Genomic DNA, 13,973 nt, shown 5'->3' with positions numbered 1-13,973 from the left:
CCCAGAACCCGATCCCATCTCGAACTCGGCCGTTAAACACGCCAGCGCCCATGGTACTGTGCCTCAAGGCACGGGAGAGTCGGTCGCCGCCAGACCCGCACAACGCAAGAAACAAACCATTCCCTCTCACGATGCAGCCTTGCCGCGGGGTGGAGCAGTCCGGTAGCTCGTCAGGCTCATAACCTGAAGGTCGTTGGTTCAAATCCAACCCCCGCAACCACAATCCCGATCAAACCCGCCCCGTCGAAAGACGGGGCGGGTTTTTTCTTGGTCTATACAAGACGCCGCCCTGCACCCGCCAAAGGACTGGGCCCTTTGGAAACCCCGATTTCGGGGCCTATCTTGGGGGCATGACGCATCCCCATCATGGCCGTTATCCCTACAGCGCCCTGCCAGACCGGCCGGTCTACGATTGGCCTGGGGGGAGGCGCCTTGCGGTCTATGTTGCGCTGAATCTCGAGACATTCGACTTCGGAGATGGCTTGGGCGCGGAGCTGGCGCCGGGCGGTCCGCAGCCGGACGTATTGAATTACGCGTGGCGGGATTGGGGAAACAGGGTCGGAGCGTGGCGTCTGCGAGATCTGTTCGATGCGCTGCATTGGCCTGCCAGCATCCTCGTGAACAGTCGACTCTATCGGGATTGTCCGGGGTTGATCGAAGCCTTTCGGGCGCGGGGTGACGAGATCGTCGGCCATGGCCGTACCAATGCCGAGCGCCAGGGCAACCTCGATGAAGCGGACGAACGGGCCCTGATCGCGGAAGCGACCGAGATTCTGACTCGGGAGGAGGGCAGGGCGCCGGAGGGTTGGTTGGGGCCTTGGATCTCACAATCCAAGGTCACCCCCGATCTGCTCGCCGAAGCGGGTTACCGCTATCTGCTCGATTGGTGCCATGACGACCAGCCGACCTGGTTCACGACGCGCAGCCGTCCGATCCTGGCTCTGCCCTATCCGCAGGAACTCAACGATATCCCGGCGATCGTCGCCCGCAAGGATACGGGCCGGGATTTCGCGCAATCGATCATCGACGGATTCGATGAGATGCTGGCCCAATCCGCCAAGGCACCGCTGGTGATGGGTATCGCCCTTCACCCGTATATCGTCGGACAGCCGCACCGCCTACGCCCCCTCCGCGCGGCTCTCGCTCACATCGCCGCCCACCGTGACCAGATCTGGCTCACCACCGCAGGCCAGATCGCGGCTCACATCACCGATCGAGGGATCCCAAAGGGCTGAGCCCTTTGGCGGGGTGTCGGGGCGGCGCCCCGACGAGATCTACGTCCCCCGCCCCAGTGCATACAGGGTGATCGCCGCCGCGTTCGACACGTTCAAGCTGCGGATCGCCCCCGTGAACGGGATCTTCGCCAGCACGTCGCAGCAGGAGCGCGTGCGCTCGCGCAAGCCCTTCCCCTCGGCACCCAGCACGATGACGAGGGGCCGCTTCGGTTCGAGCGCGCCGAGTTCGACCTCCGCATCGGAATCGAGCCCGATCCGCATGAAGCCGCGCTCACCGAGGGTGATCAGGGCCTCGGCGAGATTGCGCACGTTGATGAAGGGCACGTGCTCCAAGCCCCCCGAGGCGGATTTCGCCAGGACGCCCGTGGCGCCGGGGGCATGCCGGACGGTGGTGACGATGCCCGTCACGCCGAAGGCCGCCGCCGTGCGCACGATGGCGCCGACATTGTGCGGATCGGTGATCTGGTCGAGGGCGAGCAACAGCGCATCCGGCGGCATCGCGTCGAGGGCCGGGGCGGGGAGGGGATCCGCCTCCAGATAAAGACCCTGATGCACGGCATCCGCGCCGAGAAGGCGCCCGATCTCGGGAGGGCGCACGATCTCCGGCGCGAGGCGGAGGCGCTCTCCGAAGGTCTCCTGCAGGCGCAGGGCCGCGTTCTCGCTGGCGAGCAGGCGGCGCAGGCCGCGCCGTTCGTTGGCCAATGCTTCCGAGACGGGATGCCACCCATAAAGGACGACAGAATCCTCCGCCGCGGCGCGGGGAGGGGGGCCGGAGGCTTGGCCGGGGCGGTGATGAAACCGGGGTTTGAAGGGCCGGCCGGGTTTGCGGGTGTCGGGTGGCGCCACGGAGAGGAAGGCTCCTTCGAACCGTGCGGAAAGGGTCTGCCCTTCGTGAAGCTGTCGCCCGTGCTTTCGTCAAGTCGCTTCCTTCATTCCCTCCTGGGTGAGCCGCCGCTTTGGGGATAAGGCTGGCATATTCCCTTCAAAACATGTTCATTCCCTCTGAACCCCCCTGTCCGTTTTAGCGGACGACCCTCGCGCTGATTAGGAAAACTATCTAAATCATTTTATCAGAGAGTCAGTTCGGTAAGTTATATGCCGCTGGGATTTTATCTGTCTGTCAGAGGGTTGAGGCCACTTCCGGTATCCGAATCTGCGCGGAGGCGTATCGAGCTCTGCGTGGGTGCGTATGGGAGTCTGCGTGAGTCCTGCGTCGGAGCGCATGGGATTCTGCGTGGCCGCGTATGCGATTCAGCGCGGAAATCGAGGGAAGGGTGTGAAGTCCGGGGACAAACGGGCGTATCGAACTCTGCGTGAGCCTCGGAACGACCGCCCGCGCTCCCCTCGCCCCACCGGCGGTGGAGCCCGATACCGTGGATTGCCGGGACAAGTCCGCCAGAGCTCACGCCTCGCGAGGCCGAATCGTGCCATGCCCTCAGGATGGCCTGTTCCGTCCGGGCGGCCTTGGCGTGGGCATGGGGTTCGATGGGGATCGAGGAGACGATCGCAGAGATCCGCGATCCCGACCTCCTGGCCGAATTGGAAGCGGCCAGGGGCGGCTTCCTGTTCGCGCAGATCGTCGCCCACCTGCACCACCGGCAACGGGAGCGGAACGAAGCCCGCGCGGTGCGGGGGCAGGAGGAGGCGCGCCGGGCCGAGCTGTCGCGGGACCAGCGGCGGCGGGATGCGGTGCGCCTCGTCATCGAGAACGAACCCGCGCTGCCGGAGAACCTCCAGCACATCCATTCCGTTCTCGCCCTGTGTGGCCTGCCCTATCGCGATCCGGGGGCGATGCGGGAATTTTCCCGCACCTACGGGCGCAACTCCCTCAATCTCATCGCCGGGCGCCTGAAGGACCCGACGACGGGCGCCTTCGAGCCCCAGGGCCTGCCCTATGGGCCGAAGGCGCGGTTGATGCTGCTGCACCTTTGCACGGAGGCCGTGCGCCAGCGCAGCGCCGTGGTGCAGGTGGCCGATACGCTCTCCGGCTTCATGCGCGAGATGGGCTTCGCCGTGACCGGGGGCGAGCGCGGCACGATCCGGCAGTTCAAGGAGCAGCTCAACCGGCTTGCCGCCTGCACCATGCAGATCGGCCTGTGGGACGGGCGCGACAGCGCCACGACCCTCAACGTGCCGCCGTTCCGGAGCCTGGAATTGTGGCGCCCCCGCACCGGGGAGGGGGAGGAATCCCTGGACGGCGCACGCACCGTGCGGTTCGATCAGGAATTCTACGAGACGCTGATCCGCCACGCCCTGCCGGTCGACATGCGGGCGGCCAAGGCGTTTTCCGGGTCGGCCCGCAAGCTCGATCTCCTGTTCTGGCTCGGCTACCGGCTGCGCGCCCTTCCCCGTCCCCTGCGCCTCACCTGGAACAACCTGCACCAGCAATTCGGGGCGGAGAACGCGTCGATCCGCAGCTTCCGGCAGGGTTTCAAGGCCGACCTCGCCCATCTGCAGGAGGTGTTCCCGAAGCTGCCGGCGAGCCTGGATGAGAACGGCCTCGTTCTCTCGCCCGCCGACGAGACGGCCTTGCTCGTTCCCCCACGGAAAGGAATGAAGAGAAGATCGGCGGGGCAGAGAACGGAAGACATAGAATAGGAAGGGGAACGCCGATTATTCCGTTGCGGCGTCCGGGATCGTCCCATATTCCTTGGAAGGAATTGATGCGGTAGGAACGGAATGGGCCTTTCGGAACACGACGCGGAAGAGAGGCTGGCGCAGTTGCGCCGCCAGCGGGAAGCCCTCGACCGGGAGATCGCGGATCTTGTCCTCTATCTGGAACTCGGGCGGCGGCTGAAGGCGGGGGCCCCCCGGCCCGCGACGCCCGATCCCCTGCCGATGGCGGATCATCCTCCGTCCGTTCCCGAGCCTTGGTCCGAGCCTTGGCCCGAACCCCGGCCCGAGCCCGAAGCCGTGCCGACCTTCACCAGCCCCCCGCCCCGCCCCAGGCGGGCGAGTGCGCCGGAACCGGTGGCCTTCGCGGAGGACCCGACCGGCGCGCGCCGCTACGGACGCGCCCTGGTCGAGGCGGCCTGCGCGATCCTCGCGGCGGCGGGGCAACCGCTCCATGCCAGGGAGATTCATGACGGGCTGATCGCGCGGGGCTTCGCCATTCCGGGGCGCGACCCGGTGGCGGCTCTCAACACGCGGCTCTGGAAACGCTCGGGCGAAGGCGGACCCCTGCGCCGCCACGGCGATGCCGTCTACGGCCTGGCGGTCGAATAGCGGGTTTCAAAAGAGCAAGCCCTTTTGCGGTTGCAAGGCGGAGCCCTGCGGCGCTCGGGGCGAAGCCCCGAACCCCACCGAAGGGCTCGGCCCTTCGGGAACCCCGTCAGTTGCTCGCGACGTCGGCGCTGTCGCCGGTGCCGCCGATCTTGCCGTCGCTGCCCAGCGAGTAGACCTCGTAGGGCGAGCCGCCGAGGCCGGGCGAGCGGTAGAGGTAGGGATGGCCCCAGGGGTCCACGAGGCCGCGGGCGTCGCGGACATAGGGACCGCGCCAAGCGGGGCCGGTGGGCTGCACCAGGGCCTGGAGGCCCTGATCGGGGCTCGGGTAGCCGCCGAGATCGAGATAGTAGAGCTCCACCGCCTGGGCGATGTTCTTCACCTGGATGCGGGCGGTCTCGCCCTTGGCGCGGCCGAGATAGCCGAGCACCTGCGGCGTCACCATGGTCGCGATCATGCCGATGATCGCCAGCACGACGAGCAGTTCCACAAGGGAGAAGCCCGCCTCCCCGCGCTCACGCGGGTCCGCGTCGTCGCGGCGCCCGATCGCGTGTTCGTCCATTCTCCGGCTCCGACAGTGATACTGACTACAGACCGGCAGAATGAAGGGTAGTTCTAAAGATTTCGCTGGCGGACTTTGGGCCGTTCGACGGTTTTCGGCCTGGGACGGAGGCAGGGTTTTCGCCTTTGTTAACGCGATCCTGCGACAGAAACGGTTCTGTCCCATGGGGAGAGGCTCGAAGGGGCCGACAGAGACGATGACCGCTGCCCGTTCGAGCCTCCTTCCTGTGATCGGCGCGGGCCTGATCCTCGGTTTCCTCGGGGCGGCTGCCCCCGCTGTCGCGGCACAGTCCCCGACCGAGGCGCTGACCCTCGCGCTGCCGGGGCCGCTGCCACCGGTGCGTGTGCTCACCCTCCTGGTGGGGCTGCATCTCGTCGGCCTGTGCTTCGGCCTCGGCGGGGCGACGATGCTCGATTTCTGGATCCTGCGCTGGATGCGCTGGGGCGGGTTGCCACCGGAGATCGCACGGATCTTCCTGTTCGTCAGCAAGGTCTGCAGCGTGGGTCTCATCCTGCTCTGGATCTCGGGCCTCGGCTTCCTGGCGGTCTATGCGGTGGAATCGCCCGAGAAGTTCCAGAACCCGAAACTCTGGGCGAAGATCACCGTGGTGGGGGTGCTCACCCTGAACGGGCTCATCATCCACAGCGCGGTCCTGCCCGGCGTCCTGCGCGATGTCGGGCGCCCGATGCTCGATGGCATCTCCGGCGCGCGTACGGGCATCTTCCTCGTCTCCGGCGCGGTCTCCGGGGTCTCGTGGTACACCGCCTTCGCCCTCGGGCTGATGCGCGAGTTGAACGGCACCGTGGCCTATTCCACGTTGATCGGCCTGTGGCTCCTGGGAGTCGCGACCGCGTCCTTCGGCGCCTACACCCTGTGGCTGCACCTGCGCGAATGGAGCGCCTTCCGCCGGGGCAAGGCCGAGGGCGCCGCCGCCCTGGATGCCGAACCTCGTATTCCGCCGAGCCAGTTCGTGCGGATCCGCGCCGCCGCCAGTGCCTAAGGCCCCGTGGCGGACGCGATGACCGGCGATCTCTTCCCGCTCGCGCTCGTTCTGGCGCCGCTGCCGCTGACCGTGCCCATGGCCGTCATCGACCTGCGGCGGCGGATCATCCCGGACGGGCTGAACCTCGCCCTGCTGGCCACTGGCCTCGCGCTGACGGCGTGGCGCGACGCCGATGCGCTCGACGTCGCGATGCGGTGTGCGGAAGCGGCCCTCGCCTTCGGCTTCGGCTGGGTGGTCAGGGCGCTCCATGCCCGTCTGCGCGGCCGGATCGGCCTCGGCCTGGGGGATGTGAAGTTCCTCGGCGCCGCCACGGCCTGGACCGGCCTCGCGCAAGTGCCGCTACTGATCCTCGTCGCCAGCCTCACGGCGCTCCTAGCCATCGGCCTCGTCGCGCTCTCCGGCCGCCGGATCGGGGCCACGACGCGACTGCCCTTCGGGCCGTTCCTGGCCCTGGCCCTCCACATGGCACTGGCCTTGGGGCCCACGACCTAATGCATCGATCCGGACGGAGGCGTCAGCCCGGTCTGGAAACATGGATGCAAGGTCAGTGATCCCGTGCGCGTCTGCATGAACGGAGTGAACGCATCGGAGCGCAGGGCGACCGGCGGCGGCTGGACAGCTTCGGCGATCGATCGCTCTCCCGCGTTCTTTCGGGGTGGCGGGCCGGGTCAGTGCCCCGGCTCGCCACCCGCATCGCCCGGTCAGGCGGCGCGGACGGTCGCGAGGAAGCGCTCGACTTCCGCGCCGAGATGTTCCGATTGCCGCGACAGTTCGGAGGCCGCCGAGAGCACTTGGCTGGCCGCCGCTCCGGTTTCCTCCGAGGCCTGGGCCACGCCCGCGATGGTCCCGGTCACTTCCGAGGTGCCGATCGCGGCCTGCGAGACGTTGCGCACGATCTCCTGGGTCGCGGCGCCCTGCTGTTCGACGGCCGCCGCGATGCTGGTGGCGACGGTGTCGATCTCGCGGATGCGGTGAGCGATGCCGCCGATGGCCGAGACCGCCTGGTCCGTCACGCCCTGGATCTCGCCGATCTGGCTGGCGATCTCCTGCGTGGCACGGGCCGTCTGCTCGGCCAGGGCCTTCACTTCGGTCGCCACCACCGCGAAGCCCTTACCGGCCGCGCCGGCGCGCGCCGCCTCGATGGTGGCGTTGAGGGCCAGGAGATTGGTCTGGCCCGCGATGCCGGAGATTAGACCGACCATCTCGCCGATCCGGGTCGAGGTCGTCTTCAGGACCTGCACGAGCTGGGCGGTCTGGGCGGCCTCGCCGACGGCTGCCTGGGCCAAGGTCGCCGAACCCTGCACCTGCCGACCGATCTCCTGAACCGAGGAGCCCAGCTCCTCGGCCGCCGCTGCGACGGTGTTGACGTTGGACGAGGCCTCCTCGGCGGCGGCCGCCACGGTGGTCGACTGGCTGGCCGTGCCGGCGGCGGTCGCGGTCATCTGCTGCGCGGTCGCCTGGAGTTCGGTCGCCGACGACGAGACCATGCCGATGATGCCGCCGACCGCGGCCTCGAACCCGTCCGCCATCTGGCGCATGCCGAGCTTGCGCTGCTCCTCGGCGGCGAGACGCGCCTGCACGGTCTCCTCTTCCAGCGCCCGCATGCGGATGAGCCCGTCCTTGAACACCTGCACGGCATCCGCGATCTGCCCGATCTCCGTCCCAGCGCCCTGATGCGGGATGGTCACGGCGAGGTCGCCGCCCGCCAGGGACTGCATGGGGCTCACCACCGAGCCGATCCCCCGCGAGATGCCCAGGATGATCGTGGTGGCCAGCACGAACGCCAGGATGGCGGCGGTCAGGCCGGCGCCGATCAGCGTCAGGCGCGTCCGCTCGAAGACCTCGCGCCCCTGGATCTCGGCCTGTAGGGCTCCGTCCTGGTTGAGCTGGATGATCCGATCGAGCGCGATCGACGCGTTCCGGCGCGGGGCGATGCTGTTGGCCGCGTAGAACTTGAGGGCCTCCGCCTTCTCCCCCTTGCGGGACAGGACGAGGATGCTGTCGACGGTCCCCAGGAAGGCCCGCCACTCGCGGGAGAAGGTCTCGTAGAGAGCCCGCTCCTCGGGCGAGCTGATCAGAGGCTCGTAGGCTTTCGCGGTCGCGTCGATCTTCCCCGCGCGGTCGGTGAGATCGCCCTCGATGCTGGCCATCATCTGGGGTTCGTCCGTCAGGATGTGCCGCAGCAGGCTCGTCGTGTAGCGGCCCGTGAGCGCATCGGCCTGGCCTGCGGTCCGCATGCTCGGCAGCCAGTTCGTCTCGACGTCGATGAGCAGGCCGTTGATCCTCAGGGCGCTCCAGAGGCCGACCGCGGTGAGGCCACCGAGGAACAGGAGCAGCACCGCGAAGGCGGCGATCAGTTTGGTGCGGATGGAGAGGGATTGTAGCGACACGACCGACCTCGGGACGGTGCCGACAATCCAGGAGTGCGTGCGGCAGCCGGTTGGAAAATTGCCGCAAAACAGTTAAAAGTAATCGAAGAATGAGATACGATTGAATACGCTATATCGAACACGTTTTCGTTGTACTGTCGGCTGTTGCAAGGGCCTCTTGATCAGATCTGTTGATGCCCTCCGTTCCCCTCGAACCGGGGGGCGGGCCACCCTCACTGGGCCAGCTGCCCGACGCTCAGGATCGCGCCCATCACCGAGATGATCAGTCCCCCGATCACTCCGCCGATGGCGACGGTGACGAGGGGGGTGAACAGGGCGAGCATCCCGTCGATGCGCTGGCGGGTCTGGGTTTCGTGCATGTCGGCGGCGTGGCCCAGCACGCTGCCCAGCCGGTTCACCTGCTCGCCGCTGGCGATGAGGTTGAGGGTGGAGGGCGCATAGGGGCGAAGGCGCGCGAGGCCCGAGGCGAGGCTGCCGCCTTCCACCAGCCGCTGCCCGGCCTCGTCCAGGGCGAGGCGGAACAGCCGGTTTCCCGCAAGCGGCGTCGTGGCGGCGACCGCATCCGGCACCGGCACCTGCGCCTGGAGCAGGGTGGCGAGCACCCGGCAGATCCGGCCCATCTCGATGCCGACCACCACGTCGCGCACCAGGGGCAGGCGCAGGGCCAGGGAGGACCGCGCCCGCGCGAAGCCCGGCCTCGGCCAGAGCCGCGCGAGGAGGACGACGGCGAGGACGGTCCCGCCCGTCAGGACCGGCCACCAGACGGAGACGAAGGCCCCGAACGCCCCGGCGGCGCGGATCGCGAAGGGTGGCGCCTGGCCGCTTCCCTCGAACATCGGTGCGAGCGCAGGCACCAGCACGCCGACGATCATCGCCACGGTGCCGATCGCCATCAGGATGAGAAGGCTCGGGTAGATCATCGCGGAAGTCAGGTGGCGGCGCACCGCGTCCCGCCGCTCCACGGAGGCGGTCAGCGAGGCGATCACGTCGGTGAGCGTGCCGGTCGCCTCGCCCGCGCGGATGATATCGACCATGTCGGGCGGGAAGGCTTGCCGGTGGGCCGCCATGGCCCGCGACAGGGAGGCGCCGCCCACCACCCGTTCGAGCAGGTCGGCGAGCACGGGTTGCAGGGCCTTCGAGGCCTGACGCTCGGTGAGACGCAGCGCCCGGTCGACGGTGAGGCCGGCGCCGAGCAGCGTGCCGAATTCCCGCAGAAAGGCGACGCGGGCGGCGTCGTTCACCCGGTCGCGACCGAACAGGTCGCGCTTCCAGAAGGCGTCCGGCCCGGCGGCGGCGGGCTCGATGGCGAAGACTCGCAGGCCTTCTCCCTGCAAGTGCGCCACCGCCCGCTGGCGGGTCTGCGCCTCCACCTTGCCCGAGCGCATGCGCCCGTCGGCGGAATAGGCCCGGTAGGCGAAGCGACCCATCAGCCGAGACCTTCGAGCACGCGGCCGACCTCGTCGAGGCTCGTCCGTCCGGACAGGACGAGGGCCCGCCCGCTCTCGGACAGCGAGACCATGCCCTCCGCTCGCGCGCGGTCGGCGATGGCCCGCTCCCCGGCCCGGTCGGCGATCATCCCGCGCAGGGCTCCATCGAGGAGCATCACCTCGGAGGCGACCATGCGGCCCCGGTACCCGGTGCCGTTGCAGGCGGGGCAGCCGCAGGGCCGTCGCAGGGTGAAGGGCTTGGCAGGGGGCAGCCCGAGCACGATCCGGTCCCGCTCCGTGCCGGGCACGGTCTCGGCGCAGTCGTCGCAGAGGCGGCGCACGAGGCGCTGGGCGACGACGCCGTTGAGGGTCGCGGCGATCAGGTAGGGCTCGACGCCCATGTCCATCAGGCGCGTCACGGCGGCGGCGGCCGAGTTGGTGTGGAGCGTCGAGACCACGAGGTGGCCGGTCAGCGAGGCCTGCACGGCGATCCGCGCGGTCTCGCCGTCACGGATCTCGCCGACCATCACCACGTCCGGGTCCTGGCGTAGGATCGAGCGCAGCGCGGCGGCGAAGTCGAGGCCGATGCTGGGATGGGCCTGCACTTGGTTCACCCCCGCCATCCGGTACTCCACCGGATCCTCGACGGTGACGACCTTGAGATGGGGCCCGTTGAGGCGCTTCAGCGCCGCGTAGAGGGTGGTGGTCTTGCCCGAGCCGGTGGGGCCGGTGACGAGGACGAGCCCGTTCGGCCGCGCGGTCATGGCCGCGATCCGGGCGATGGAGGGGGCATCGAAGCCGAGCCCGGAAAAGTCCTCGACCCGGCGGGAGCCGTCGAGCACGCGCAGGACCACGCTCTCGCCATGAGCGGTCGGCAGGGTCGAGACGCGGATATCGACCTCCTGGCCCCGGTCGGGGGCCTTCATGCGGCCGTCCTGCGGCAGGCGCCGCTCCGCGATGTTCAGCCCGGCCTGGATCTTGATGCGCGTGGTCAGGGCGAGCTGCACGGATTTCGCCAGCCGCTCGGATTCGATCAGCACGCCGTCGACGCGGTAGCGCACCCGCATGTCGGCCTCCTCGGCCTCCAGGTGGATGTCCGAGGCCGAGAGTTCGAACGCCTTGCGCACGAGGCGGGCGGCGAGCCGCACGATGGGCGCTTGGCTCGCCACGTCCTGCAGGCGGGCGAGGTCGTCGTCGGGCGCCCCGTCGTCGTCCTGCGGGGCATCGCCGTAGATCGCCCGGTGCGTCCGCTCGAAATGCCCCGGCCCGACGAGGACGCGCGCCACGCGCCGGTCGGCCAGATGCTCCAGGGCCTGCGCGATCTCGGGATCGAACGGATCGACCACCGCCACGATGAGGCTGTCCGCGTCCGCCGCCACCGGGAGGGCACGGGCGCGGGCGCAGTAATCGGCACCGATCGATTCCGGCAGGACGGGGGAGGGCGGGATCTCCTCCGGCGCCAGGATCGGCAGGCCCGTCGCCTCGGACAGGGCGGTGACGAGGGTCGCCTCGTGGACGAGGCCGAGTTCCACCAGCAGCACGGGCAGCGTGCGCCGTCCCGGCAGATCGAGGGCGGCGAGCGCACGCTCATGACCCGCCGCGTCCAGCACCTCCCGTTCCGCGAGGAAGGCGATGAAGTCCCGCGCGTCGTCGCGGGGACCCCGCCTGTCGCCGCGACGATCGGGCTGGGAGCGGAGCGGGCGGCTCTTGGCAGCCCAGATGTTCAGCATCACCCGGTGATCCCGTGTCGCTCTGATCCGTCCGCACACCATCGCAAAGCGAGCGAATGCAGATGAGACGTCCTTAAAGGGTTGGAAATACCGGAGGCTTAACGAAGGCCGGTGCGGGGAATCTGAGTTTGACCGTGAACGTCATATCCGCCGTTCCGTCCGCTATCCGCCTCTGGCTGGCCGGAGCCCGGACGGCGCGGCTGCGGCAGATCTTCGATTCGGCGGTGCACCTGTCGGGCTTCACCGAACCGAGGGCCGACCGGATCCAGACCGCCCTGACGGTGTGCCTCGGCGCGCCGGGCGACGAGACCGTGACGCTGACCGAGCGGAGCGGGGACGAGACGCGCACCTACCGCTTCAGGACCGGGGAGGGCGACCTCGTGGAGCGCCTCGCGGCGGTGGCGGGCGGACGCGGCGGCCTGCGGGCGAAGGTGCTCCTCGACCCCGCCGCCTGCTTCGTCCGCAGCCTCGACCTGCCGAGCGCCGCCCTGCCGCGCATGCGCGCCCTGCTCGCGGAGGAACTGGAGGCGGCGACGCCCTTCCGCGTGGGCGGCGTCTACAGCGACTGGTTCGTGGAGGGCGAGGACGTGGCCGCGCGGACCCTGCGGGTGCGCCACGTGGTGATCAAGAAGTCCCGCCTCGATCCGGTGCTCGACGCGCTGGCGCAGGCCGGGTTGCCCGCCGGGCCGGTGGCGGTGGGCCGCGCCGAGGACCAGACCATGCCGGTCGATCTCTTGAGCCACGGCCACCGGGCGCTGCCCGCCCTGACCGGCGCGCGATCGGGCGACGCCGCCCTGTGGCTTGGCGCGGGGCTTCTGCTGGCCGTGGCCTTCTGGGGCTGGCGCACGCATCAGGACGCGACGCTCGCGTCCCTCGACCAAGCCTTCACTGCGGCACGCCATGCGGCCGGAACCGGCATGGCGCCGCCGGTCCAGGCCGGTCTCGCGACGATCCTAGCGGGCCGCGCCCCGCCGCTCGCCCCCACCTGGGACGCACTCTCCGCCGCCCTGCCGGAGGGCGCCTCCGCGGCAGCCCTCCATCTCGACGCCACGGGGGCGCTCGTGACCCTCATCGTCAGGGACGAGGCGGGCGCCCTGGCCGCCCTCGGCCGCCTGCCCGGCTTCGGGCCACCCGTCCTCCAGACGACGCAAGACGAGCCCGGCGGAACGCGCCGCCTCGTCCTGCACCTGCCTCGCGCCAGCTGGGGAGGCCGTCCGTGATGCGCGTGCCGGATATGGCCCTGAGGCCCCTGCTCGTCCGCCTTGTGGGGTTCGGGGCGCTCCTGGCCCTCGGCGCAGGAGCCGTCTCCGCCTCCCTCGACGCCTCGGCCGACATTGGAAACGCCCGCGACCGCCTGGACCGGGCGCAGGCGCGGGCCGCCCGGCCCGATGCGGTCCCGCCGCTCACGGGGGCGGATGGCGAGTCCCTGCTCGCGGCCCTCCGCGCCCGCCTCGAAGCCCTCGCGGTCGACAAGGCGGTGGTGATCGACACGACGGGCCTCGATCCCGATCCGTCCCGGCCGGACCTGCCGCGCCTGCACGGCTCCCTTCACGGCACCGCCGAGGGTCTGCACGGGTTCGTCCAGGCCCTGGAGACCGGCACGCCCCTCGTCGTCCTGGAACAGGCCGATCTCGGTATCGACCGCCCGGCCGATGCCGAGATCGGACGCCCGACGATCATGCGCCTCGTCCTGACCGCGCGCGGGGTCGTCCTGCCGCCGCCCGCCCCCCGGAGGAACCCGTGAGCGCCCTGACACGGATGCTGGCCACGAGCGGGTGGGGATCGCGCTGCGCTTTCGCCCTGGCGGCTCTCGCCGTCGTGGCCGTTCAGGCCCTGCCGGAAGAGGACATCGCGCCGGTGGCGCGGGTCGCGTCCGCCACGCCCGTATCCGGGGGGCAGGCCGAAGGCGCCGCCGTGCAGCGGCCGCTGTTCGACCCCGCGCGCCGGGCCTGGACCGCCCAGGGCAGTCGCGACCTGATCCAGCGGCCCGATCCGGCCGCGCCCGTGCTGGTGGTGCGCGGCATCCGCGTCGATGGGCGAGAGACGCGGACTTTCATCGATGACGGCAGCGGTGATCGCAGTTGGCTCGCCGCGGGCGAGGGGCGGGGCGATTGGCGCATCGCCGCCATCGCGCCGGACCGGGTGACGGTCTCGCAGCGCGGGGTGTCCTATCAGGCCGAATTCCTGGGGGCTCCGGCGACGCTTCGCCCGGCGCCCTTCGCGGACGCGCCGGTCGCCTTGCGGCGGTAGCGCAGGGCTCTGCCCTGCACCCGTGAAAGGGCTCGCCCTTTCGAAACCCCGAATCCGCTCAAGCCGTATCCGACCTGATGGCATCAGGCCGGCGACTCTCGCTCTTTGTTGTGACGCGCATTCTTGCGACGAACCGGTCTCCACTTCGTCGGAA

13 protein-coding genes, 1 tRNA gene and 1 rRNA gene are annotated in these 13,973 nt (G+C 69.8%); 10 read left to right on the top strand and 5 right to left on the bottom strand.

Going from position 1 to position 13,973, the window contains the following annotated elements; genetic code table 11:
- From rrf to J4O73_RS23730, 3 genes are all read left to right on the top strand, one after another.
- Positions 1 to 95, top strand: a 5S ribosomal RNA gene (gene rrf / locus J4O73_RS23740); the annotation flags it as partial.
- 48 nt (positions 96 to 143) lie between these two features.
- Positions 144 to 220: transfer RNA gene (locus J4O73_RS23735), tRNA-Met, on the top strand.
- A 130-nt stretch (positions 221 to 350) separates the two neighbouring features.
- On the top strand, positions 351 to 1,235 hold the full coding sequence (locus tag J4O73_RS23730) for a polysaccharide deacetylase family protein (protein ID WP_426221419.1): 885 nt from the start codon (positions 351 to 353) through the stop codon (positions 1,233 to 1,235).
- A 39-nt stretch (positions 1,236 to 1,274) separates the two neighbouring features.
- Here the strand turns inward: J4O73_RS23730 and J4O73_RS23725 are convergent, their stop codons facing one another.
- Positions 1,275 to 2,081, bottom strand: a complete 807-nt coding sequence (locus J4O73_RS23725) for a TrmH family RNA methyltransferase (protein WP_426221417.1) — start codon at positions 2,079 to 2,081, stop codon at positions 1,275 to 1,277.
- A gap of 639 nt (positions 2,082 to 2,720) precedes the next feature.
- Between J4O73_RS23725 and J4O73_RS23720 the strand changes: the two genes are divergently transcribed.
- Together J4O73_RS23720 and J4O73_RS23715 are read left to right on the top strand one after the other, a co-directional pair.
- A complete protein-coding gene (locus J4O73_RS23720) occupies positions 2,721 to 3,833 on the top strand; it encodes a replication protein RepA (RefSeq protein ID WP_426221415.1) in 1,113 nt (370 codons plus the stop codon).
- 81 nt (positions 3,834 to 3,914) lie between these two features.
- Entirely contained in the window at positions 3,915 to 4,460 is a 546-nt protein-coding gene (locus tag J4O73_RS23715; RefSeq protein ID WP_426221414.1) for a hypothetical protein, read from the top strand.
- Positions 4,461 to 4,566: 106 nt separating this feature from the next.
- On the opposite strand, the gene gspG is transcribed toward J4O73_RS23715, so the two are convergent.
- A complete protein-coding gene (gspG, locus tag J4O73_RS23710) occupies positions 4,567 to 5,019 on the bottom strand; it encodes a type II secretion system major pseudopilin GspG (protein ID WP_426221412.1) in 453 nt (150 codons plus the stop codon).
- A gap of 196 nt (positions 5,020 to 5,215) precedes the next feature.
- On the opposite strand from gspG, the gene J4O73_RS23705 reads away from it, so the two are divergent.
- On the top strand, positions 5,216 to 6,019 hold the full coding sequence (locus tag J4O73_RS23705) for a hypothetical protein (RefSeq protein WP_426221410.1): 804 nt from the start codon (positions 5,216 to 5,218) through the stop codon (positions 6,017 to 6,019).
- Between the two features lie 18 nt (positions 6,020 to 6,037).
- Positions 6,038 to 6,514 carry a prepilin peptidase gene (locus J4O73_RS23700; protein ID WP_426221408.1) on the top strand — a complete coding sequence of 159 codons (477 nt, stop codon included), beginning with the start codon at positions 6,038 to 6,040 and terminating at the stop codon, positions 6,512 to 6,514.
- Positions 6,515 to 6,723: 209 nt separating this feature from the next.
- Here the strand turns inward: J4O73_RS23700 and J4O73_RS23695 are convergent, their stop codons facing one another.
- The 3 genes from J4O73_RS23695 to J4O73_RS23685 all read right to left on the bottom strand — a co-directional run bounded on the left by J4O73_RS23695 (position 6,724) and on the right by J4O73_RS23685 (position 11,569).
- Entirely contained in the window at positions 6,724 to 8,412 is a 1,689-nt protein-coding gene (locus J4O73_RS23695; protein ID WP_426221406.1) for a methyl-accepting chemotaxis protein, read from the bottom strand.
- A 212-nt stretch (positions 8,413 to 8,624) separates the two neighbouring features.
- The gene (locus tag J4O73_RS23690) at positions 8,625 to 9,839 is read right to left on the bottom strand and encodes a type II secretion system F family protein (protein WP_426221405.1); all 1,215 of its coding nucleotides are present in this window, start codon (positions 9,837 to 9,839) and stop codon (positions 8,625 to 8,627) included.
- Positions 9,839 to 11,569: a GspE/PulE family protein gene (locus J4O73_RS23685; protein WP_426221403.1), complete on the bottom strand. Its 1,731-nt coding sequence runs from the start codon at positions 11,567 to 11,569 to the stop codon at positions 9,839 to 9,841. Before J4O73_RS23685 ends, J4O73_RS23690 begins: the two co-directional genes overlap by 1 nt.
- Positions 11,570 to 11,703: 134 nt before the next feature.
- Here J4O73_RS23685 and J4O73_RS23680 point away from each other — a divergent pair, with 134 nt between their 5' ends.
- The 3 genes from J4O73_RS23680 to J4O73_RS23670 are packed head-to-tail and all read left to right on the top strand — an operon-like array spanning position 11,704 to position 13,819.
- Positions 11,704 to 12,789: a hypothetical protein gene (locus J4O73_RS23680; RefSeq protein ID WP_426221401.1), complete on the top strand. Its 1,086-nt coding sequence runs from the start codon at positions 11,704 to 11,706 to the stop codon at positions 12,787 to 12,789.
- Entirely contained in the window at positions 12,789 to 13,313 is a 525-nt protein-coding gene (locus J4O73_RS23675; RefSeq protein ID WP_426221399.1) for a hypothetical protein, read from the top strand. The genes J4O73_RS23680 and J4O73_RS23675 overlap by 1 nt, the downstream gene beginning before the upstream one ends.
- A complete protein-coding gene (locus J4O73_RS23670) occupies positions 13,310 to 13,819 on the top strand; it encodes a hypothetical protein (RefSeq protein ID WP_426221397.1) in 510 nt (169 codons plus the stop codon). Before J4O73_RS23675 ends, J4O73_RS23670 begins: the two co-directional genes overlap by 4 nt.
- Positions 13,820 to 13,973: the final 154 nt, after the last annotated feature.

The sequence above is a fragment of the Methylobacterium sp. NFXW15 genome (genome assembly GCF_049887755.1).
In the GTDB taxonomy this organism is placed as follows: domain Bacteria; phylum Pseudomonadota; class Alphaproteobacteria; order Rhizobiales; family Beijerinckiaceae; genus Methylobacterium.
The sequence above is the reverse complement of the archived record's forward strand: the minus strand, read 5'-3'. Positions and strand labels throughout refer to the sequence as shown.